The 21,919-nt window shown below is 74.5% G+C and carries 17 protein-coding genes; 12 read left to right on the top strand and 5 right to left on the bottom strand.

Annotated elements, in window-relative coordinates; genetic code table 11:
- Positions 1 to 243: 243 nt before the first annotated feature.
- Positions 244 to 2,223 (top strand): DEAD/DEAH box helicase, encoded by a 1,980-nt coding sequence (locus PSD17_RS13605; protein ID WP_339122827.1) that lies wholly within the window; start codon positions 244 to 246, stop codon positions 2,221 to 2,223.
- 78 nt (positions 2,224 to 2,301) lie between these two features.
- Here the strand turns inward: PSD17_RS13605 and PSD17_RS13600 are convergent, their stop codons facing one another.
- Positions 2,302 to 2,808: a L,D-transpeptidase gene (locus tag PSD17_RS13600; protein ID WP_339122826.1), complete on the bottom strand. Its 507-nt coding sequence runs from the start codon at positions 2,806 to 2,808 to the stop codon at positions 2,302 to 2,304.
- A gap of 274 nt (positions 2,809 to 3,082) precedes the next feature.
- Here PSD17_RS13600 and PSD17_RS13595 point away from each other — a divergent pair, with 274 nt between their 5' ends.
- The 3 genes from PSD17_RS13595 to PSD17_RS13585 are packed head-to-tail and all read left to right on the top strand — an operon-like array spanning position 3,083 to position 6,837.
- Positions 3,083 to 4,411, top strand: a complete 1,329-nt coding sequence (locus PSD17_RS13595) for an MFS transporter (protein ID WP_103381219.1) — start codon at positions 3,083 to 3,085, stop codon at positions 4,409 to 4,411.
- A 22-nt stretch (positions 4,412 to 4,433) separates the two neighbouring features.
- Entirely contained in the window at positions 4,434 to 6,140 is a 1,707-nt protein-coding gene (ilvD, locus tag PSD17_RS13590) for a dihydroxy-acid dehydratase (RefSeq protein ID WP_339122825.1), read from the top strand.
- A 4-nt stretch (positions 6,141 to 6,144) separates the two neighbouring features.
- Complete coding sequence (locus PSD17_RS13585; protein WP_339122824.1) at positions 6,145 to 6,837, top strand: hypothetical protein; 693 nt, start codon at positions 6,145 to 6,147, stop codon at positions 6,835 to 6,837.
- 65 nt (positions 6,838 to 6,902) lie between these two features.
- Here PSD17_RS13585 and PSD17_RS13580 read toward each other — a convergent pair whose 3' ends face one another.
- Together PSD17_RS13580 and PSD17_RS13575 are read right to left on the bottom strand one after the other, a co-directional pair.
- Positions 6,903 to 9,272 carry a bifunctional lysylphosphatidylglycerol flippase/synthetase MprF gene (locus tag PSD17_RS13580; RefSeq protein ID WP_013675195.1) on the bottom strand — a complete coding sequence of 790 codons (2,370 nt, stop codon included), beginning with the start codon at positions 9,270 to 9,272 and terminating at the stop codon, positions 6,903 to 6,905.
- A gap of 1,041 nt (positions 9,273 to 10,313) precedes the next feature.
- Positions 10,314 to 11,705 carry a PLP-dependent cysteine synthase family protein gene (locus PSD17_RS13575; RefSeq protein ID WP_339122823.1) on the bottom strand — a complete coding sequence of 464 codons (1,392 nt, stop codon included), beginning with the start codon at positions 11,703 to 11,705 and terminating at the stop codon, positions 10,314 to 10,316.
- Positions 11,706 to 11,740: 35 nt separating this feature from the next.
- On the opposite strand from PSD17_RS13575, the gene PSD17_RS13570 reads away from it, so the two are divergent.
- The 5 genes from PSD17_RS13570 to PSD17_RS13550 all read left to right on the top strand — a co-directional run bounded on the left by PSD17_RS13570 (position 11,741) and on the right by PSD17_RS13550 (position 16,237).
- The gene (locus PSD17_RS13570; protein WP_013675218.1) at positions 11,741 to 12,337 is read left to right on the top strand and encodes a class I SAM-dependent methyltransferase; all 597 of its coding nucleotides are present in this window, start codon (positions 11,741 to 11,743) and stop codon (positions 12,335 to 12,337) included.
- Between the two features lie 82 nt (positions 12,338 to 12,419).
- On the top strand, positions 12,420 to 13,421 hold the full coding sequence (locus PSD17_RS13565; RefSeq protein ID WP_339122822.1) for an acetamidase/formamidase family protein: 1,002 nt from the start codon (positions 12,420 to 12,422) through the stop codon (positions 13,419 to 13,421).
- 35 nt (positions 13,422 to 13,456) lie between these two features.
- Complete coding sequence (locus PSD17_RS13560; RefSeq protein WP_013675220.1) at positions 13,457 to 14,218, top strand: SDR family NAD(P)-dependent oxidoreductase; 762 nt, start codon at positions 13,457 to 13,459, stop codon at positions 14,216 to 14,218.
- Between the two features lie 4 nt (positions 14,219 to 14,222).
- Positions 14,223 to 15,356 (top strand): epoxide hydrolase family protein, encoded by a 1,134-nt coding sequence (locus tag PSD17_RS13555; protein WP_013675221.1) that lies wholly within the window; start codon positions 14,223 to 14,225, stop codon positions 15,354 to 15,356.
- Positions 15,353 to 16,237, top strand: a complete 885-nt coding sequence (locus tag PSD17_RS13550) for an ABC transporter substrate-binding protein (protein ID WP_339122821.1) — start codon at positions 15,353 to 15,355, stop codon at positions 16,235 to 16,237. The genes PSD17_RS13555 and PSD17_RS13550 overlap by 4 nt, the downstream gene beginning before the upstream one ends.
- Here the strand turns inward: PSD17_RS13550 and PSD17_RS13545 are convergent.
- Entirely contained in the window at positions 16,221 to 17,354 is a 1,134-nt protein-coding gene (locus PSD17_RS13545) for an AbrB family transcriptional regulator (protein WP_103381201.1), read from the bottom strand. The two genes, PSD17_RS13550 and PSD17_RS13545, sit on opposite strands and share 17 nt — an antisense overlap.
- Positions 17,355 to 17,469: 115 nt before the next feature.
- Here PSD17_RS13545 and PSD17_RS13540 point away from each other — a divergent pair, with 115 nt between their 5' ends.
- Positions 17,470 to 19,359 carry an ABC transporter ATP-binding protein gene (locus tag PSD17_RS13540; RefSeq protein WP_339122820.1) on the top strand — a complete coding sequence of 630 codons (1,890 nt, stop codon included), beginning with the start codon at positions 17,470 to 17,472 and terminating at the stop codon, positions 19,357 to 19,359.
- 78 nt (positions 19,360 to 19,437) lie between these two features.
- On the opposite strand, the gene PSD17_RS13535 is transcribed toward PSD17_RS13540, so the two are convergent.
- The gene (locus tag PSD17_RS13535) at positions 19,438 to 20,358 is read right to left on the bottom strand and encodes a hypothetical protein (protein WP_339122819.1); all 921 of its coding nucleotides are present in this window, start codon (positions 20,356 to 20,358) and stop codon (positions 19,438 to 19,440) included.
- Positions 20,359 to 20,474: 116 nt separating this feature from the next.
- On the opposite strand from PSD17_RS13535, the gene PSD17_RS13530 reads away from it, so the two are divergent.
- Positions 20,475 to 21,161, top strand: a complete 687-nt coding sequence (locus PSD17_RS13530; RefSeq protein ID WP_339122818.1) for a hypothetical protein — start codon at positions 20,475 to 20,477, stop codon at positions 21,159 to 21,161.
- Positions 21,158 to 21,919, top strand: a 762-nt coding sequence (locus tag PSD17_RS13525) for a hypothetical protein (RefSeq protein WP_339122817.1), incomplete at its 3' end; no start/stop codon positions are given. The genes PSD17_RS13530 and PSD17_RS13525, both read left to right, overlap by 4 nt.

The raw sequence follows: 21,919 nt of genomic DNA, 5'->3' as shown, positions 1-21,919 counted from the left end.
GTCCGGCGGTCCGGGGCGTTGATCCCTGACGGAACCACGTGACCGGCGAGACCCGGCCCCGGCGTGATCGTCGGGAACGCGGCATGGGACACTGGTGCGTCGGTCCGCCGCTCATGGCGGTCCGAGAGCCCCAGATGGTCCACGTATGCACGCCGCAGGGCCCCGCGGGCTTCCGTGAGTGATCTCCGTGAGTGCCCGCGTCCAGAGTGGGACGCGCTCACCCTGCCGCGACAGAGGACGTGTGTGACTACCCTGCTCGACCTGCCCGAGAACGACCACCCCGAGACCCCTGAGTTCGACGACGCCGCGCTCGCGGCCGAGATCGACTCGGTCGAGGACGTCGCCCCGACCGACGCCTCCCACGACAGCGACTCCGACGAGTCCATCGGCGACTCCGTCGAGTCCACCGGCGACGTCGACGAGTCCGCTGACGACTCCGCCGAGGACTCGAACGACGAGTCCGACGACTCCGACGACTCCGACGACACGGACGACCCCGACGAGGGCGGCGTGCGCTTCGCCGACCTCGGGCTGGCTCCCGAGCTGCAGCGCGCGCTCGACGAGCTCGGCTACGAGCGGCCCAGCCCGATCCAGGCCGAGGCCATCCCGTCACTGATCGACGGCCGTGACCTCATCGGCCAGGCCGCCACCGGCACCGGCAAGACGGCGGCCTTCGCGCTGCCGATGCTGCAGCGCCTGGCGCAGGAGCGCCGCGGCAGCCGCGGCACCGCCCCGCTCGGCCTGGTGCTGGCCCCGACCCGCGAGCTCGCGATGCAGGTCACCGAGGCGATCGCCCGCTACGGCAAGGGGCTGCGTGCCCGGGTGCTGGCCGTCTACGGCGGCGCTCCCATCGGCCCGCAGCTCGGTGCGCTCAAGCGTGGCGTCGACGTCGTCGTCGCCACCCCGGGCCGCGCGATCGACCTGATCAACCGCGGTGCCCTGAGCCTCGACGAGCTCGAGGTCGTCGTGCTCGACGAGGCCGACGAGATGCTCGACATGGGCTTCGTCGAGGACATCGAGACGATCCTGCAGGCCACCCCCGACACCCGGCAGGCCGTGCTGTTCTCGGCCACCATGCCGCGGCGCATCGAGGTGCTCGCCCGCACCTACCTGACCGACCCGGTGCTGGTGCGCATCCAGCGCGAGGAGGTCCCGGAGGGCGAGGCCCCCCGGGTCCGCCAGACCGCCTACATGGTGCCGCGCAGCCACACGACGGCGGCGCTGGGCCGCATCCTCGAGCTGGAGCGGCCGACCGCGGCGATCGTGTTCTGCCGCACCCGTGCCGACGTCGATGCCGTCACCGAGGCGCTGACCGGTCGTGGGCTGCGTGCCGAGGCGCTGCACGGCGGCATGGACCAGGAGCACCGCACCCGCGTCGTCGACAGGCTGCGCAACGGGCGGACCGACCTGCTCGTCGCCACCGACGTCGCCGCCCGCGGCCTCGACATCGACCAGCTGACCCACGTCGTCAACCACGACGTGCCCAAGTCGCCCGAGTCCTACGTGCACCGCATCGGCCGGGTCGGCCGGGCGGGCCGCGAGGGCGTGGCGATCACCCTGGTCGCGCCCGCGTCGGTGCGGCACCTGCGCAACATCGAGCGGCTCACCGGCACGCCGGTGCCCGTCGCCCCCGTGCCGACGGTGGCCGACCTCGCCGGTGCGCGCGTCGAGCGGACCAAGGTCGCGCTGCGGGAGCGGCTGCTGACCGACCGGCAGTCGGCCGGCCGCGGCGCCGACGACGGTGTCGCCGCGATGATCGCCTCGCTCGCCGAGGAGTTCGACGCCGTCGAGGTCGCGGCCGCCGCCGTGCGGATCGCCCGCGACGTCTCCGGTGCCCCCGAGGACGAGATCGACATCCCGGTGGTGTCGGCGCCGCGCGAAGGCCGTCGCGAGCGCGACGGCCGGGGCGGCCCGGCCGGGCGGCGCGAGTTCGGCGGCAGCCGCGGCCAGGGCCCGCGTCCGCCGAAGGCGGGTACCACCCGGCTGTTCGTCTCCGCCGGTCGTGCCGCGGGTGTGCGCCCGCAGGACATCGTCGGCGCGCTGGCCAACGAGTCCCGGCTCTCCGGTCGCGACATCGGCGCCATCCAGATCCACGAGCGGCACGCGCTCGTGGAGGTGCCCGAGCACGCCGCCGACGAGGTGCTGCGCGCGCTGCGCGGCGTCACCACGCTCAAGGGCCGCCGCGCCAACGTGCGCCGCGACCGGGCGACGGCCCGCCCGTAGCGGTACGGGAACGCCCCACGAACGGCGACGGCCGGTCCCCGGGTACGGGGGCCGGCCGTCGTCGTGTCCGCGGCGTGGTCAGTGGACCTGGACCTCGTCGCCGACCTGCAGATAGTTGTAGAAGGTGACGGCGTTGTCGTGCGCGAGGTGCACGCACCCCGCCGACGGGTTCTGCGGGTTGCCCTGGTGGAACGCGATGCCCCCGGGGGCGAAGAACACCGCGTAGGGCATCGGCGCGTTGTTGAACTCCGCGCTCTTGTGGTCCTTGTCCTTCCACTGCACCTGGAAGGTGCCGGTGGGGGTCTCCTCGCCCTGGCCGCCGTGGCTGATGCCGACGGGCCCGACGGTGACGGCGCCGTCGTCGAGCAGCCACGCCTTGTTCGCGGCGAGGTCCACGCACGCCTTCGCCGTCACCGTGCACGGTGTCCCGGCGACGAGCGCGCTGCCGTCCCCGCCACCGGTGTGATCGGCGGCCAGCGCGGTGCCCGTGAGCACCCCCGCCGCGACGACGCCGACCCCGATCAGCGCACCGACGCGTGCGACACCCCGGAACCGGGGTGTGCGTCGTGTGCTGTGCTCGCCCATGAGTGTCCTTCCGAATGGTCGTCCGCAGCAGCCAACGAGCAGCAGATCGGGAGGTGACGGGCGGTGCCGGGGGTGTCCCGAACCCGTCGCGAGTCCGGGACGGGGGGTTCGCCCGGCGCGTCCCGAGTTGTCGGCGCGACGTCCGCGGGGTAGAAGCGCAGGGCGTCGTCGGGGGGCGGCGCGGTGCCGACCGCGAGGAGAGACGCCCGTGTCCGCAGCCGAGCCCGAGCCGGGGGCCGTCACCACCCCGACCGAGGGCGCGATCCGCAAGGCGATGTGGCGGCTGCTGCCGCTGCTGGGCCTGTGCTACCTGCTCAACTACGTCGACCGGGTCAACGTCGGGTTCGCGTCGGTGACGATGCGCCCCGACCTGGGCCTCTCGGCGACCGCCTACGGCCTCGGGGCCGGGCTGTTCTTCATCGGGTACTTCTTCTTCGAGGTGCCGAGCAACGTCATCCTGCACCGCGTCGGCGCCCGGCTCTGGATCGCCCGCATCATGATCAGCTGGGGGATCATCGCGTCGGCGACGGCGTTCGTGCAGGGCCCGACCAGCTTCTACGTCGTGCGGTTCCTGCTGGGCTTCGCCGAGGCGGGGTTCTTCCCCGGCATCATCCTGTACCTGACGTACTGGTTCCCGAGGGTGCAGCGGGCCCGTGTCGTCGCGCTGTTCTTCCTGGCGGTGCCGCTGTCGTCGGTGGTCGGCGGGCCGCTGTCGGGGCTGCTCATCGACCACGGCGAGGGCGTCCTCGGGTTCGACGCCGGCTGGCGGTTCATGTTCTTCCTCGAGGGCCTGCCCGCGTTCCTGCTGGGCATCGTGGTGCTGTTCGTGCTGCCCGACCGGCCGCGCAAGGCCCGCTGGCTGCGCCGCGAGGAGGCGGCGGCGCTGGAGGACACGATCGCCCGTGAGGACGCCGCGGAGGTGCCGCACGCGCCCGGGCTGCGCGCGGCGCTGGCCGACCGGCGGGTGATCGCGCTGTCGGTCGTCTACTTCGGTGTCGTGTTCGGGCTCTACGTGCTCGCGTTCTTCCTGCCCCAGGTCGTCGACGAGCTCTCGACGTCGCTGTCGGCCACCGTCATCGGGCTGGTGACGGCCATCCCGTACGCGGTCGCGGCGGTGGTCATGGTCGTCGTGGCCCGCAGCTCGGACCGCACGGGGGAGCGGGTGCTGCACGTCGCCGTGCCGGTGCTGCTCGGCGCCGCCGCCGTCGCCGTCGCCCTCTACCTCGACTCGCCCGCGCTCGTGATCGCCGCGGTGACGGTGTGCGCGTGCGGGGTGTTCGCCGCGATCCCCGTGATCTGGCAGCTGCCGCCGACGTTCCTCACCGGTGTCGGCGCGGCCGCGGGCATCGCGCTGATCAACTCGTTCGGCAACCTCAGCGGGTTCGTCGGGCCGTACCTGACCGGCTGGCTGGAGGACCTCACCGGGTCGCTGCGTGCGGGGATGTGGTGCGTCGCGGGGTTCATGACGTTGTCGGCGGTGATCGTGCTGCTACTGGGCCGCTCGGTGCGGGAGGCCGGGCGGCCCGCGGCTGCCGGGGCGGGCGGCGGCGGGGATAGGTTGGTCGCGCCCGACCACCCCGGCACGCGACCCCCCGCCACGTGACCCGCACCGACTGGAGCGCCGAATGACCGAGCTCGCGGACCGGTCCGCCCCTGCGACCGCCGACCTCAAACCGCGCAGCCGCGACGTCACCGACGGCATCGAACGCACGGCCGCCCGCGGGATGCTGCGCGCCGTCGGCATGCGCGACGACGATTTCGCCAAGCCCCAGATCGGCATCGCGTCGAGCTGGAACGAGATCACCCCCTGCAACCTGTCGCTGCAGCGCCTCGCCCGGGCCGCCAAGGAGGGTGTGCACGCCGCGGGCGGCTTCCCGATGGAGTTCGGCACGATCTCGGTGTCCGACGGCATCTCGATGGGCCACGTCGGCATGCACTACTCGCTGGTCAGCCGGGAGATCATCGCCGACTCGGTGGAGACGGTCGTCCAGGCCGAGCGCCTCGACGGCACGGTCCTGCTCGCCGGCTGCGACAAGTCGCTGCCCGGCATGCTGATGGCCGCCGCGCGGCTCGACCTCGCATCGGTCTTCGTGTACGCCGGTTCGATCCTGCCCGGGCACGTCGACGGCCGCGAGGTCAACATCTCCGACGCGTTCGAGGCCGTCGGTGCCTGCATCAAGGGGCTCATCACCCGCGACGAGCTCACCGAGATCGAGCGCAACATCTGCCCCGGCGAGGGCGCGTGCGGCGGCATGTACACCGCCAACACCATGGCCAGCGCCGCGGAGGCGCTCGGCATGGCGCTGCCGGGGTCGGCCAGCCCGCCCGCCGTCGACCGGCGTCGCGACGGCTCGGCCCGCGCCTCCGGGGAGGCCGTGATCGGCATGCTCGCCCAGGGCATCACCGCCCGCGACATCCTCACCCGCGAGGCCTTCGAGAACGCGATCGCCGTCGTGATGGCGTTCGGCGGCTCCACCAACGCGGTGCTGCACCTGCTCGCCATCGCCCACGAGGCGCAGGTCGAGCTCACCCTCGACGACTTCAACCGCATCGGCGACCGCGTCCCGCACCTGGCCGACGTCAAGCCGTTCGGGCGCTACGTCATGTCGTCGGTCGACCAGGTCGGTGGCGTGCCCGTCGTGATGCGTGCGCTGCTCGACGCGGGACTGCTCCACGGCGACGCCCTCACCGTCACCGGCAGGACCGTCGCGGAGAACCTCGCCGAGATCGACCCGCCCGATCTCGACGGCACGATCGTGCACGCCCTGTCCGACCCGATCCACCCCACCGGTGGGCTGACCATCCTGCGCGGCTCGCTCGCACCCGACGGCGCCGTGGTCAAGAGCGCCGGGTTCGACTCGGCGACCTTCACCGGCACGGCCCGCGTGTTCGACGGCGAGCAGGGCGCGCTCGACGCCGTCGCCGACGGCACCGTGACCGCGGGCGACGTCGTGGTCATCCGGTACGAGGGCCCGCGCGGCGGCCCGGGCATGCGCGAGATGCTGGCCGTCACCGGGATGATCAAGGGCGCCGGTCTGGGCAAGGACGTCCTGCTGATCACCGACGGTCGCTTCTCCGGCGCCACGACCGGCCTCTGCGTCGGGCACATCGCCCCCGAGGCGACCGACGGCGGCCCGATCGCGCTGGTCCGCGACGGCGACCCGATCACCCTCGACATGGCCGCCCGCACCCTCGACATCGGGGTCGACGACGCCGAGCTGCGCAGGCGGCGTGCGGAGTGGACGCCGCCGGAGCCCCCGCGTCGCACCGGCGTGCTGGCCAAGTACGCGAAGCTCGTCGGTTCCGCGGCCGGCGGCGCGGTCTGCGGCTGACGGGATGGCGCGCAAACGGCCTCCCGGACAGCGGCGGGCGGACAAGGTCGCGGCGCGGCGGCGGCGTGGCGGCGGGGTGTCGCGGCCCGCCGGTGGGCTGCGGCCGATCCTCACCCTGCCCGGCCTCGACGGCTACGGCCCCGACGACCTGCCCGACGTCGAACGCACCGACGGCGTCCCGGAGCTGCGGCTCGCCCTGGCGCAGGCCCGCGTCGAGCAGGAGCTGGGCTACCGCATCCCGCCCGTCGCGGACCCGGCGGCCCACCCGCAGGAGCAGCTCGTCGAGTGGACGGCGGCGGTGAACCGGCACCACACGGCGATCCTCGCCGCGGACCTCGACGAGCACGCCTGCGTCGTCGACCTCGTCGACCACCGGCTGGAGGCGGCGATCGCGGCCACCGTCGCGACGCGGTCGGCCGAGCCCGCCCGCGAGGAGGTCGCGATCCTGGTCGCGGTCGACGGCGGCCGCACCGGACGTGCGGTCGGGCTGGCGGCCGAGGTGCTGCGGGAGCGCTCGGCCGAGGGAGGTCCGGCCGCCGGCCCGACCGCCTCCGACCGGGCGCTCGCCTGGGTCGCGGCGCAACTGGGCGCCGACGCCGCCGCGCAGGCCCGGGCCGCAGTCACCGTCCCCACGGCCCACGCCGACGCACAGACGGTGACGGCGCTGATCTGGCTGGCCGCCGGCGCCGCCGGCTGACGGCCGAGCCGCGGCCCGGAGCGCTCCGGACGGGCGGGCGCGGCCGGGCCCAGGGCCACGCCACGTCAGGCGCGCGTCAGCTTCACCAGCTCGGTGACGGGCGTGTCCGGCAGGTAGGCCCGGGTGATCGCGACACCGATCCGGGCGAGGTCCGCCTCGTCGCGGTACACGAGGTGCATGGGCTCGTAGCGGGGCTGGAACTTCGCCTTGAACGCGTGCAGCGAGCGGAACCCGTAGAGCGGCTCCAGCACGTCGCCGATCTGGTCGAGCACCCGGGCCAGCCCGTGCACCGGCCCGTCGCCCTCCGACCGGGCGAGCGGCGCGCCCGACAGCGAGGCGATCTCGACGCCCTCGTCGCGGAACGTCGCGCAGCTCTGCGCGATCAGGAACTCGACGACCGGGCGGAACCCGTCGGGCCTGCGCAGCATCAGGTCGAGCGTGCGGCCGTGAATCCGGCCCCCGGGGCCGTACACCGGCAGCCACGACGTCACCCCGTGCAGCGTGCCGTGCGCGTCCTGCGCGATCCCGACCCGCACGTCCCGGTCGAGCGCCTCGTCGACCCCGCCGAGCGTGAAGCCCATCTCGGGCAGGCTCTTGTCGCCGACCCATTCCTCGCTCATCCCGCGGATGCGCTCGACGAGCGACCAGGGCTCGTCGGCGAGGGTCACCATGCGGAACTCGATCCCCTCCTTCTTCGCCCGGTTGATCGCCGACCGGACGTTCTGCCACGGCTTGCCCGTGAAGGCGAGGCCAGGCAGGTCGATGAGGGTGTCCTCGGCGACCTGGACGTACTTCCAACCGATCGTCTCGGCGGCGGCGGCCGTGGCGTCGCCGACGGAGAACATGCAGGGGACCAGCCCGGCGCGGTCGGCCATCCGGGAGAACGCGGCGACGGCGTCGATGTGCGAGCCCGCGGGGCCGATGGGGTCGCCGAGGCCGATCGCGACGCCCGCGTGCGCCTGGTAGGCGATCACGATGCCCGGGTCGGGTTCCGCGGCGTCCGGGGAGTCCGCGGCGTCCGGGGAGTCCGAGGCAGGGTCCGGTGCGGCCGCGTCCGCGGTGTCGGGAGCGGCGTCGGACGGGGTGCCGGAAGCGCTGTCCGCGGGGGCGTCCGAGGCGGCATCGGGGCGGGGGTCCGCGGCCGCGACGACCTCGGGCGCGGCGGAGGGCTCGGGCGCGGCGGAGGGCTCGGCCGCCTCGGGGCCGGCGTCGGTGTCCTCGACCGGGCCCGTGCCGAACCAGCGGTTGGCCGGCCACGTCGCCATCCACGAGATCGTGCCGCCGCCGTAGCGGTGCAGGGCGGCGATGGCGTCGGCGCGGTCGGCGGCGAACTCCCGCCGCTTGCGGATGCGCCGTCGGGACGGGGTGCGGAACGCGTGCCGGCCGACGATCAGCACGACCAGCAGGATCAGCCACAGGAGCCGGTCGGCGATGAACAGCGGCCCGCCGACGATCTCCCACGGCTCGCCGAGCACGACCGCGACGATCACGACGACCGCCACGACCAGCCCCAGCACGACGTTGAGGATCCCGATGCCGACCCCCCACCGCCAGGCCGTCCGCTTGCCCTTGCGCAGGCCGTTGACGAGGAGCAACGCCAGGACCAGCGTGATGAGGACGTCGACCCAGTCGCTCTCGGTGTCGCCCGTGGGGCCGAGCGGCCCGTCCGACGGGATGAGCCACGACAGGACCGTGCCGAGCAGGATGACCAGGACGCCCGCCACCGCGAGCAGCCGCCACTCGCGGCGGCTGGGCCGGCCGGTGCGGGGGGTGCCCAGGTCGCGGGTGACGACGTGCCCCGCCAGCAGACCCGCGCCACCGGCGACGAAGTGCTCCAGGTCCGCGAGGTTCCCGCCGTAGATCAACGCGACGAGCAGGTAGATGCCGATGCCCAGGCGCAGCCGCAGCCGCCACGGCGAGCGCAGCGTCGACGCGGTGACGCCGAGCGCGGCGAACGCGCCCGCGGAGAACCCGGCGTCGAGCTCGCCCCCCAGCATCTGCGCCCACGGCCAGCCGGTCGGCCGCGTGACCAGCAGGATCAGGGCTGCGCCCGCGATCCCCACGATGTGTCCGACGATCGTCACCGCCGCCGCGCGGCCCGTCCCGATCCGCCACTCCGCCCAGCCCACGAAGAGCACGAACGAGAGCACCATCGGGACGTAGAAGACGGGACCGACGGCGAAGAACGGGCCGGTCAGCAGCGTCCAGACGTGTCCGTCGAGCAGGCTCGGCAGCCCGTATCCGACCTGGGGGTACCAGGAACGGTCCTCCACCGCCGACCACAGCGTGCCGGTCGCGAGGCCCACCACGATCATGAGCACCGCGCACGTGGCGGTGAACGGCACCCGCCGCAGGACGCCGAGCACGCCCGGCGCGGTCGTCGCCGGCGACGGGCCGCCCGTCGTGTCCGGCTCCTGCACCGCGGCCTCGGACATTCCCGCCCCCTCGTCGTACACCGGCGACGTCGCCGGACCCGGTCGGGCGACGTCAGGGCACTCGTGCCGGGCCGATCTCTCCGCCAGGCAGCGTGCCGCGTGTGCGGCGTGGCGGCAAGGTCCCCGGGCGGGACTCGCCACCACCCGGGCGACCGTTACGCCCGATCCGGTCCACGCATTTTCCCCATGGTCCGGGTCCGGGTCCGGGGCGCGGGCCGCCCCTCCGCGCGCAACCTCACTGCTCGGATTCGTGCTCGGCGCGACCGTGAGGTTGCGCTCGGGGGCCGGCAGAGGCCTGGGCCGGGTCCGGGGTCCAGGCCGGGTCGAGGCCCGGGGGCGGCTCGGGGCTGGGTGCAACCTGATCGTCGTCGTCGCGCTCGGGTGCGACGGCGAGGTTGCGGCCGCCCTTCCGCGTGCAACCTCACTGCTCGGATTCGTGCTCGGCACGACCGTGAGGTTGCGCTCGGGGACACCTGCAGGTGCCTGGGCCGGGGGTCGGTTCGCGCGCCGGAGGCTGCGTCACGCCGACGGCGCACGACCCATCCGTGTGCGCACCGGCTCCGGGCGCGCACCTTAACCGCCCACGGTCGACGACCGGGAGGACCGCCAGCGACGCCTGATCAGCTGCCGGGTGGCGCGGGCACGTTCTCGGCATCCTCGAAGATCAAGAAGGTGTGGGTGGCGAGCACTCGTGCGCGGCGTGCAGCCGGGCGGTGGCGAGCACGCCTGCACCCAGCGTGAGCGCGGGGATGTCGTCGATCGTGATCTCGTCCAAGTCGGCTCCTGACCTCCGGGTTCCCCAGCGAAGCAGGCGTCGCATGCTGCCTTCATCGGGCAGCTCGCACAACGGCGGACTCGTCGATGTACGGAATGCACATGTGCGGCGATCCCGCCGGACGCGCACGGGTGTCGCACCGGCACGGATGCGGGGCCGGCAGCCGGGTCCGCGGCCCGGCCGGTCCGGGGTCTCCGGTCGAGGGCTCTCCGGTCCACGGCGGCGGCGCGTGGCCGGGTCGTGAGTGGTGATGGTCGCCCCGGCGACTATCGCCGCTCACGGGTGAGGTCGTGGCGCGACGTCGAGCGGACGACCCGGCCGTCGTCGAGGACGAGCAGCGGCCGGCCGTCGTCGGGGACGCGGGCCAGCGCCCCGGCGACGGACTCGCCGATCCCGATCGTCGCCAGCGGCTCCAGCAGGTGGTCGGCGACCGACCCGTCTGCGGGAGCGTGCCGCAGCGCCGACACCGAGACCGACCCGACGACGTCGCCCGAGGCCCGGTCGGCCGAGGTGGTCTGCCGGTCGGCGACGACGGGGCGGAGGTCGGGGCCTGGGGGCAGCGCCGCGGCGACCTCGCCGACGCGGCGCCCGAGCGGGACGACGGCGAGCCCGGGCGCGACGGGCGGCAGGACGTCGCGCACCAACGGGCCGGTGGCGGCGTCGACGAACCCCAGCCGCGCGCACCAGTCGTCGTCGAAGTACTTGCTGAGGTAGGCGCGACCGGAGTCGGGCGCGATCGCGACGACGACGTCGCCGGCCCCGAGGTCCGCCGCGACCTGCAGCGCCGCGACCAGCGCGGTGCCCGCCGAGCCGCCGAGCAGCAGGCCCTCCTCGCGGGCGACGCGGCGCACCAGCCGGACCGCGTCGCCGTCGGCGACCCGCACGAACTCGTCGACGACCGTCGGGTCGTAGGTCTCGGGCCACTCGTCGTCGACGGTGTCGGGGTGCAGGTAGTGCCCGACGGCCTCGACGGTGTACGGGCTGCCGTCGCCGCCTGAGTAGCGCGACGTCGCCGGGTCGGCGGCCACGATCCGCACCCGGCCGCCCGCGACCTCGCGCAGGTGCCGGGCCGTGCCGGTGATCGTCCCGCCGGTGCCGACGCCCGCGACGAGGTGGGTGATCCGCCCGCCGGTCTGGGCCCAGATCTCGGGGCCGGTCGTCCGCTGGTGGACGAGCGGGTTGGCGGGGTTGGTGTACTGGTCGGCGAGCCACCCGCCGGGGGTCTCGGCGGCGATCCGTTCGGCGAGGCGCCGGACGTGCCGGGGGTCGTGCTGCGGGACCGTGCCGGGGGTGAGGACGACCTCGGCGCCGTACGCGCGCAGGAGCGCGATCTTCTCGGCGGCCGTGCGGTCGGGCACGACCAGCACGCAGCGGTACCCACGGCGCGCGGCGACCATCGCGAGGCCGATCCCGGTGTTGCCCGACGTGCCCTCGACGACGGTCCCGCCGGACCGCAGCCGGCCGTCGCGTTCGGCCGCGGTGACCATCGCGAACGCCGCGCGGTCCTTCACGCTGCCACCGGGGTTGGCGTACTCGGCCTTGACGTGGACCTCGGCGGCGATGCCGGCCACGACGCGGTCGAGCCGGACCAGCGGGGTGGCCCCGATGCCGTCGGTGAGCGACTGGTGCACGGCGCCGGGCGACGCGGTCCGTTCCACCCGCCCGATCCTGCCCGACCACTAGGCTTCCCGGCATGTCCGACGCGCTCCCCGACGACTGGCGGCGGTGGCGCCGGGCCGTCGACCTCGACGAGTACGAGGCCCGGTGGGCGCGGATCGAAGCCGAGGGGGGCAACCCGCACGGCGAGGCCGACCTGGTCGTCGCGCTGCTGGCGGGCCGCACGGGTGCGCCCGTGCTCGACGGCGGGTGCGGCACGGGCCGGGTGGCGGTCGAGCTGGCCCGCCGCGGCGTCGACGTGGAGGGCCTCGACCCCGACGGCGACATGATCGCGCTGGCGCGCGGCAAGGCTCCGGAGCTGACGTGGCGCCAGGAGGGTCTGCAGGACCTCGCCGACGAGAGCCGGTTCGGTCTCGTGCTGCTCGCCGGCAACGTCGTGCCCTACGCCGACCCGGCCGACCGGCCGGGTGCCGTCGCGGCGTGCGCACGGGCGCTGCGCACGGGCGGGCTGCTGGTGGCCGGGTTCACGCTGCGGCCGGGCTGGCCGTCGGTCGCCGACTACGACGGCTGGTGTGCCGCGGCGGGGCTGGTCCTCGACGCGCGCTGGTCGACCTGGACGCGCGACCCGTACGCGGGCGGCGACTACGCGGTGTCGGTGCACCGGCGGCCCTGAGTCACCGGCGGGGCTGGCGGCCGGGGGAGTTCGGAAGATCGGCTCTTGCGGCGGGCACCGCGGACGGTCGACGATCACCCGGGTGGACGTCGTCGAGTACCGACCCGAACGTGACCAGTACGTGTGGACCTTCGGCGGCGTCGCGCCGAGTCACCGGATCAGCCCGGGGACGCTGCTGCGGCTGTGGACCGAGGACGCCTTCTCCGGGCGGCTGACCCGGGTCACCGACCGGCCGGGCGACGTGCTGGACATGACCGAGGTCAACCCGCAGACCGGCCCGTTCTACGTCGAGGGCGCCGAGCCCGGCGACACGCTGGCCCTGCACATCGTCGACCTCACCCCGGCCCGCGACTGGGGCGCGTCGTCGACGATCCCGTTCTTCGGCGCGCTGTCGACGACCGACCGCACCGCCCTGCTGCACGACCCGCTGCCCGAGCGGACCTGGATCTACCAGCTCGACCGGGCCGCCGGCACCGTGCTGTTCGAGGCCACGAGTGCCGACGTGCGCCTCGAGTTGCCCTGCAACCCGATGCTCGGCACGGTCGGCGTCGCGCCCGCGGGGCGCGAGGTGCGCTCGAGCCTGGTGCCCGACATGTTCGGCGGGAACATGGACACGCCCGAGATGAAGCCGGGCGTCACCTGCTACCTGCAGGTCAACGTCGAGGGCGCGCTGTTCTCGGTCGGCGACGGGCACTACCGGCAGGGCGAGGGCGAGAGCTGTGGCACCGCCGTCGAGGGCGCGATGGACGTGACGCTGCTCGTCGAGCTGATCAAGGGCGCGCCCGCGCCGCTGTGGCCGCGGATCGAGTCCGACACCCACTACGTCGTGGTCGGGTCGTCGCGGCCGCTGGAGGACGCCTGGCGGGCCAGCCAGGTCGGCATGATCGGCTGGCTCGGCGAGCTGTACGGTCTGGACCGGCTCGACGCCTACCAGCTGCTCACCCAGATCAGCGAGTCACCGCTGGCCAACGTCGTCGACACCAACTACTCGGCCGTCACGAAGGTCCCGAAGGCACTGCTGCCGGCGGGTCGCGCGTACAACGGCATGCACACCCACCTGCGCGAGCAGGCCGCGACGCTGTGACGCGGCCCGCCGACCGACCCCTCTAGGGAGATCGAATGGACCTGCAGCTGACCGGTCGCAAGGCGCTCGTCACCGGCGGGACGCGCGGCATCGGCGCCGCGATCGTCGAGATGCTCGCCGCCGAGGGCGTGCGCGTCGCGTTCTGCGCGCGCTCCGAGGAGGAGATCCTCGCCCGGGTGGACCTGCTGGGCGGCAAGGGCTACGACGTCGCGGGCCGGGCGCTCGACGTCGGCGACGGGGAGGCGCTCGCCGCCTGGGTGGCCGACGAGGCGGCGGAGGCCGGTGGGATCGACATCGTCGTCGCGAACGTCAGCGCGCTGGCCATCGGCCCCGGCGAGGAGAACTGGAAGGCCAGCTTCGAGGTCGACCTGATGCACACGGTGCGCATGGTCGAGGCGGCGATGCCGCACCTGGAGGCGTCGGACGCCGCGTCGGTCATCGCGGTGTCCAGCGTGTCCGGCCGCGAGATCGACTTCGCCGACGGGTCCTACGGCGTCATGAAGGCCGCGCTCGTGCACTACGTCTCCGGGCTCGCGCTCGACCTGGCGCCCAAGGGGATCCGGGCCAACGCCGTCTCCCCGGGCAACACCTACTTCGACGGCGGGGTGTGGCAGGGCATCGAGCAGGGCAACCCCGAGCTCTGGTCGACCGCGCTCGGGCTCAACCCGACCGGCCGGATGGGCACGCCCGAGGAGGTGGCCTATGCCGTCGTCATGCTGGCGAGCCCGCTGGCGAGCCGGATCAGCGGCACGAACCTCGTCGTTGACGGTGCACTGACGCGCGGCGTGCAACTGTAAGGACGTGCGCGAGTACCGCATCGAGACGCCCCAGGCCGACCTCGACGACCTCCGCGACCGGCTGCGTCGCACCCGCTGGCCCGACCCGGCGACCGTCGACGGCTGGACGCAGGGCGTCCCGCTGGACTACGTGCAGGAGCTGTGCGCGTACTGGGCCGACGGGTACGACTGGCGGCGCTGCGAGGCCGAGATCAACTCGTGGCCGCAGATCCGGACCGTGCTCGACGGCGGCGCCGACGACGTGGTCGACGTGCACGCCCTGCACGCGCGGTCGCGCCACGAGGGCGCCCTGCCGCTGATCCTCACCCACGGCTGGCCGGGCTCGATCGTCGAGTACCTCGGCGTGATCGACGCCCTGGTCGACCCGCCCGACCCGGCCGACGCCTTCCACGTCGTCGTGCCCTCGCTGCCCGGCTTCGGGTTCAGCGGCAAGCCGCGGGTCCCGGGCTGGGGCGTCGAACGTATCGCGACGGCATGGGCCCAACTCATGGACCGGCTGGGCTACGAGCGCTACGGCGCCCAGGGTGGCGACTGGGGCTCGATCATCACCGCGACGCTCGGCACCGGGGCCCCGGAGAACGTCGTCGGCATCCACCTGACCATGCCGCTCGCCGACGTGCCGCCGCCGGAGGAGCGCGGCCGGCTCACGCCGGAGGAGAAGCGGGCCGTACTGGACTCGAAGCGGTTCAACCGCTTCGGCGCCGGTTACTCGGCGATCCAGGCGACCCGGCCGCAGACACTCGGCTACGGGCTCACCGACTCGCCCGCCGGGCAGTGCGCCTGGATCGTCGAGAAGTTCTGGGACTGGACCGACTGCGCGGGCCATCCCGAGAACACGATCCCGCGCGACCGACTGCTCGACAACGTCATGACGTACTGGCTCACCGGGAGCGCGGCGTCGTCGGCGCGGCTGTACTGGGAGAGCTACGGCAAGACGCGCTTCGACCCGGTCGAGGTGCCGACGGGTGCGACCGTCTTCCCGCAGGAGATGCGCCGGTTGCCGCGCAGCTGGCTGGAGCGCCGGTTCACCGACCTGCGGATGCTCAACCATCCGGAGGCGGGCGGGCACTTCGCCTCGCTGGAGCAGCCGGAGGTGTTCGTCGACGAGGTCCGGACCTTCTTCCGGATGGTCCGATGAGGATCGCCTCGCTGCTGCCCGCGGCGACCGAGATCGTCGGCGCGCTCGGTCTCGCCGACGACCTGGTCGCGGTCACCTACGAGTGCGACGAGCCCGCGGGCGTCCGGGACCGCTGCGCCGTCGTCGTCGACACGGCGTTGCCGGCGGGGCTCGATCCCGCCGGGGTCGACGCCGTGGTCCGCGACCGGGCCGCGCGCGGGCTGCCAATGTACGCGCTCGATCGCGCGGCCCTGGCCGCGGCGGCGCCCGACCTCATCCTCACCCAGGACCTGTGCCGGGTGTGTGCCCTGCCGTCGGACGACGTGGTGCACGCCCTGGCGGTGCTCGGGTCCGACGCGGACGTGGTGCGGGTCGACCCGCACACCGTCGAGGAGGTGCTGGCCGCGGTCACCGAGGTCGGCGTCCGGGCCGGGCACCCACGGGCGGCGTCGGCGCTGGTGGCGGGGCTGCGGGCGCGGCTGGACGCGGTCGCGGCCGCCGTCGCCGGGCGCGCACGGCCGCGGGTCCTCGTGCTGGAGTGGACCGATCCGCCGTACCTGCCGGGCCACTGGGTGCCCGAGCTGGTGCGCCGCGCCGGGGGACTCGCCGCCGGCGGCGCCGAGGGTGCCCGCAGCGTGGCCGTCACCTGGGACGAGATCGACGGGCTCGGTGCGGACCTGACCGTCGTCGCGCCCTGTGGCTACGGGCTCGACGACGCGATCGCCCAGGCCCACGACGTACTCGAGACGCTGCCGCCGGGACCGGTCGTGGCGATCGACTCGGCGTCCTACGTCGTGCGCGGCGGGCCGCGGCTCGTCGACGGCATCGAGGCGCTCGCGGCGGTCCTGCACCCCGGGGCGGTCCCCGAGCCGCCGCCGGGGCGGGTCAGTCGCGTCCAGTAGTGCCCCAGCGCCGACCCGCGAGCCGGGCCAGGAAGGGCGCGATGAGCAGCATCAGCACCACCCGCAGCACCTGCATCGCCACCACGAACGTGACGTTGGTGCCCGCCGAGATCGCCGTCGCGAGGACGGCGTAGATCCCGCCGGGCGTCGTCGCGAGATAGCCCTCGAGCAGCGTCGCGCCGGTGAGGTGCGCGAGCACGACGCCCAGCGCCGCGCACGCCCCGATGATCACGACGATCAACCCGATCGCGAGCGGCAACACCCGGGCGACCGTGCGCAGGCTCTCCCGGGTGAAGCGGACGCCCGCCTGCCAGCCGATCACGGCATAGGCCACGTCGACGACCAGCGACGGTGGGGTCGACCCGAACGACCAGCCGGTCAGCGCGAGTACCAGCGCGACGACCATCGGCCCGAGCAGCGCGCCCGCCGGGACCCGGGTGAGCACCCCGAGCGGGACGCCCACCGCGCAGCAGAACGCGAGCACGCCGAGCCCGACGTACCAGGGCGCCGACGCGGCGGTGTCGCCGCCGGGAGCGCCGTGCCGGGCGCCGAACGCGAGCGCCGCGACGACCGGCATCGTCGCCGTCACCAGCCCCACCCGCAGGTACTGCACGACGGCGACGACCCGCTCGTCGCCGCCCAGCTCACGGCTGATCGCGACCAGGCCCGACGCCCCGCCCGCCGTGAGCGCAAGCATCCCGGTCAGCGGCGACACCCCGCGCTGCACGCCCAGCAGCAACCCGGCGCCCATGCTCGCGAGCAGCGTCGCGAGGCCGATGCCGAGGACCGGCAGCCAGTCGCGCGCGACCGCAGCCAGCGTGTCGCTCTGGGCGATCAACCCGATCACCACGCCGATGACGGCCTGCGCGCCCGTCGTCGCGGGCTGCGGGACCGCCCGCGGGGCCCGCCCCAGCAGCGCCAGCACCGTCCCGACGAGCAGGCCCGCGAACAGCGCGGGCGAGGGCACCGACACCGCGCCGAGCCCGACGGTGACCGGGATGGTGAGGCCGACGATCAGCGCCCAGCGCCGCCACGCCACCGCGCGCACCCGCGCCCCGAGCGCCGGCCGGGGCGGCGCCGCGGCCCGGGCCGCTTCCTCCGGACAGACCGATCCCACGCACCGACCCTGTCACGCGCGACCCGCTGTGGCGCCTGGCAGGCTGGGCCGGCCGGTCGGCGTGTGGCCGGTTTCACCGAGGGGGCGCGATGTGACCGGGGCGAACGACGCAGGCGTGACGGTGGGGACGAGCCCCGCGGGCGACCGGATCGGGCGCCGGGTGTGGGCGCTGTTCGGGCCGCACCGGTGGGCGCTCGCGGGAATCCTCACGGCGGTGCTCGTCTCGAGCGGGCTGGGCATCGTCACGCCGTTCCTGACGCAGGCGACGTTCGACAAGGCCCTGTTCCCGCCGGACCACGTCGTCGACATCCCCCTGCTCGTGTGGCTGGTGGCCGGGATGGTCGCGATCCCGGTCGTCTCGGCGCTGATCGGGGTGTGGCAGACGTGGCAGACGACGCTGCTCGGCAACCGCGTCATGGCCGACCTGCGCGGCCGGCTCTTCGAGCACCTGCAGCGCATGGACCTCGCGTTCTTCACCGCCACCCGGACGGGCGCGATCCAGTCCCGGCTGGCCAACGACGTCGGCGGCGTGCAGAGCGTGCTCACCGAGACGGCGACGTCGATCCTGGGCAACGTCGTCACCGTCGTCGCGGCACTGGTGGCGATGCTGCTGCTGAGCTGGCAGCTGACGCTGGTCGCGGTCGCGCTGGTGCCGGTCTTCGTGCTGCTGCAGGTCCGCGTCGGACGGGTCCGCCGCAGGCTGGCCGGCCGGACCCAGGAGTCGCTCTCGGACATGACGGCGATCACCGAGGAGGCGCTGTCGGTGTCGGGGGTCCTGCTGGCCAAGGTGTTCAACCGGCAGGCCGACGAGGTGCGCCGCTACCGCGAGGAGAACGCCAACCAGGTCGGGCTGCAGGTACGCCAGGCCATGACGGGACAGACGTTCTTCGCGGTCGTGCAGACGTTCCTCGGCGTCACGCCCGCGCTGGTCTACCTGGTCACGGGCCTGCTGATCGCCGCGGGCGGCGGGCTGAGCGCGGGCACCGTCGTCGCGTTCACGACGTTGCAGACCCGGCTGCTCTTCCCGACGGTCAACCTGCTGCGGGTGTCGCTGGACGTGCAGACCTCGCTCGCGCTGTTCGGGCGCATCTTCTCCTACCTGGACCTGCGGCCGCGGATCGTCGACGCCCCCGGCGCGCGGGTCCTCGACCCGACGGCGGTGCGGGGTGCGGTGACGCTGCGCGACGTCTGGTTCAGCTACCCGCTCGCCGACCGCGACGACCCCACGCCGCCCGGGACCCCGGTGCGGCCGTGGGCGCTGCGCGGGGTCAGCGCGCAGCTGGCACCGGGCACGCTCACCGCGATCGTCGGACCCAGCGGCTCGGGCAAGACGACGATGTCGTACCTGATCCCGCGGCTCTACGACGTCGACCGCGGCGCGGTGCTGCTCGACGGCCAGGACGTCCGGGAGCTGACCCAGGCGTCGGTGCGCGCGGCCGTCGGCATGGTCACCCAGGACACCCATCTGCTGCACGCGACGATCGCCGCGAACCTGCGCTATGCCGCGCCGGACGCGACCGACGCCGAGCTCGAGGCCGCCGCCCGCGCCGCCAACATCCACGACCGGATCGCGAGCTTCCCCGACGGCTACGACACCGTCGTCGGCGAGCGTGGCTACCGGCTCTCCGGCGGCGAGCAGCAGCGCCTCGCCATCGCCCGGGTGCTGCTGAAGGACCCGCCCGTGCTGATCCTCGACGAGGCCACCAGCGCACTGGACACCGCGAGCGAGCGGCTCGTGCAGCAGGCGCTGGAGACCGCGACGCAGGCCCGCACCACGATCGCGATCGCCCACCGGCTCTCGACGATCCTGGGTGCCGACCAGATCCTCGTCGTCGACGGCGGGGAGATCGTCGAGCGCGGGACGCACGAGGACCTCCTCGCGCGCGGTGGCCTCTACGCGCGGCTCTACACCGAGCAGTTCGCCGACGGGAAGGTCGAGGTCCGGTGCGGCAACGGCGTCGTCTTCCGCGACGGCCACACCCTGCTCGACCCGTCCCCGAGCTGACCGGCGGTCCCCGGATCAAGTGCCGCCGACGCCTGCGTCGTCGCCGGCACCGGATCCGCCGCGGCGACGAGGACCGCGTCAGCCGGACAGGTCCTCGACGCGGGCGCGGGCGCGTTCGACCTCGGCCGCCGCGGTCCGCAGCCGGCTCGACGAGTCGCGCAGCGTCGCCGCCGCGGACCGTTCGGCCTCGGTGGCGTCGCGCTGCGCGGCGCGGGCCTGCTCCAGCTCGGCGACCAGGTCGGCGACGCGGTCCTTGGCCTCGGTGAGGCGACGGGCCGCGTCGTCGTGCTCGTCGCGGTCGACCTGCTCGCGTTCGCGGGCCTCCGACTCGGCGGCGACGGCGTCGTCGAGGGCGCGCCGCGCGTCGGCGAGCTCGCGGGCCCGGCGTTCGGCCTGCTCGTCGCGCGCGACCTCGTCCTGCCCGGCCTCGTCGCCGTCGGCCGGCGCCGGTTCGTCGGCCGGTGCGGGGCGACGCGGTGCCGGCCGTGGTTCGGCGCCGGCGAGGGCGTCGGGCCCGAACCCCGAGTAGCTGACGGTGCGGTGCAGCCGCCCGGACCGGACCTGGTCGGCGATACCGGGGTCGGCGAGGGCCGCGTCGAGGATGCCGCGCAGGTCGCGCTCGGTGCTCTCGGCCACGCGGTGCCCGTCGCGACCGGCCAGCGCCCTGGCCTCCCTGGCCATCGCGGCGACGAGCTTGCCGCGCTGCGCCGACAACGTCCGCAGCGCGGCCCCGTCGAGCGTGCGCTGGGCGTCGGTGAGGTCGGAGGCGAGCGAGAGGAGCCCGTCGAGCTGCTGGGCGCGCTCGCGGGCGAGCAGGTTCGCCAGCCACGCGGCCTGGGTGGGCCGGCGCAGCCTGCCGATCGCCTTCGCGGCCTCGCGGTCGCCGGCCTCGCGTGCCGCGGCGACGAGCTCGTCGCGGACCGGGACGAAGTCGTCCGGTGGGACGCCGTACAGCTCCTCGGCCGCGGCTTCCACCCGATCGGGGTCCTCGTCGCTCATCGTGGTGCATCCAGCTGGAGCACTGCGCGCCTCCAGGTACCATCGAGTGTGACAGACATCACAGCATCGAACCGTATGAACGGGTTGTGACGGGCAGCGTCCGGGCACTCGGACGCATGGACACGACCCTCATCGTAGTGATCATCGTCGTGGTGGTGGTCCTCGTCGCGATCGGCGTGGCGGCCTACCTGGTCGGCGCCCGGCGGCGCAGCGCACGGTTGCGTGAGCACTTCGGACCGGAGTACGAGCGCACCCTCGCCGAGACCGACGACCCGAAGGCGGCCGAGCGGCGCCTCGCCGAGCGCGAGAAGCGGCACCGCAGCCTCGACCTGCGCCCGCTCGGCGAGCACGAGCGCGCCGAGTTCCAGAACCGCTGGCTCGGGGTGCAGAGCGGGTTCGTCGACGACCCGGACCGCGCGGTCGAGCGCGCCGACGGTTTCGTTACCGAGGTCATGAGCGCGCGCGGCTACCCCGTCGCCGACTTCGACCGCCGTGCCGAGGACGTCTCGGTCGAGCACCCGATCGTCGTCCAGCGCTACCGCGAGGCCCGCGAGATCTCGCGGCGCAACGCCCGCGGCGGCGTCGACACCGAGGAGCTGCGCCGGGCAGTGACGTCCTACCGCGCGCTGGTCGAGGCGCTGCTCGACGAGAGCGATGACGGCCGCCGTGGCGCCGGTCGCAACGGCGACCGCGGGAACCGCGCCGCGGAGGCCGGCGACCGCGTCGACGGCCACCGGACCGACGGCCACCGGGTCGACGGCCACCGGGCAGGGGACCGCCGGACCGAGGAGACGACCCGATGACCCGCGCCGACGAGCACGACGCGCGGCACGCGACCCACGGGGAGGACGACATGGAGCACCGCACCGACGACCGTGCCGACGCCCGGCACGACGGGCGCATGCAGGACCGCATGGCGGACGGCATGCAGGACCGGGTCGACGACCGGCACGCCGACCGTGGCGACCCCGTCGACGACCGGGCCGGTACCGACCGCGACGGCGGGACCTGGGGTGACGGAACCCGCAGCGAGGATCCCGGGGCGACCCGCGACGGCTGGGGCACACCGCCGGCCGAGCACGACGGAACCCGGGACACGACCGCGGGAGGCAGCCGCGCCGAGGCGATGCGGAGCGACGCCCGGGAGCACCACGGCGCGGACGGGCCTCAGAGGGACGGCTACGGCGGGGACGGCTACGGCGGGGACGGGTATGGCGGGGCCGGGTACGGCCAGGGTGAGCCGGACGGCGTTCCGGCCGGCCACGACCGCGGCGCGCCCGCGGGAGCCGGCGGCGGACTCACCCGCCGCGACGTCGGGGACGACGACCCCAACCGGCTCGTGCCCGCCCGGCGTGCCGCCGACTACCAGCAACGCTGGGAGTCGCTCAAGGCCCACTTCGTCGACGAGCCGCGCACCGCGGTCCGCGGCGCGAACGAGCTCGTCGGCGAGGTGCTCGACGACATCGAGGCGATGTTCCGCCAGCAGCGCGGCGAGCTGGAGCGCGACCTGCACAACGACGCGGCGTCCACCGAGGACCTGCGCCTGGCGCTGGGCCGCTAC

It is taken from the genome of Pseudonocardia sp. D17 (assembly GCF_036984265.1).
Lineage (GTDB): Bacteria > Actinomycetota > Actinomycetes > Mycobacteriales > Pseudonocardiaceae > Pseudonocardia > Pseudonocardia benzenivorans.
The sequence above is the reverse complement of the archived record's forward strand: the minus strand, read 5'-3'. Positions and strand labels throughout refer to the sequence as shown.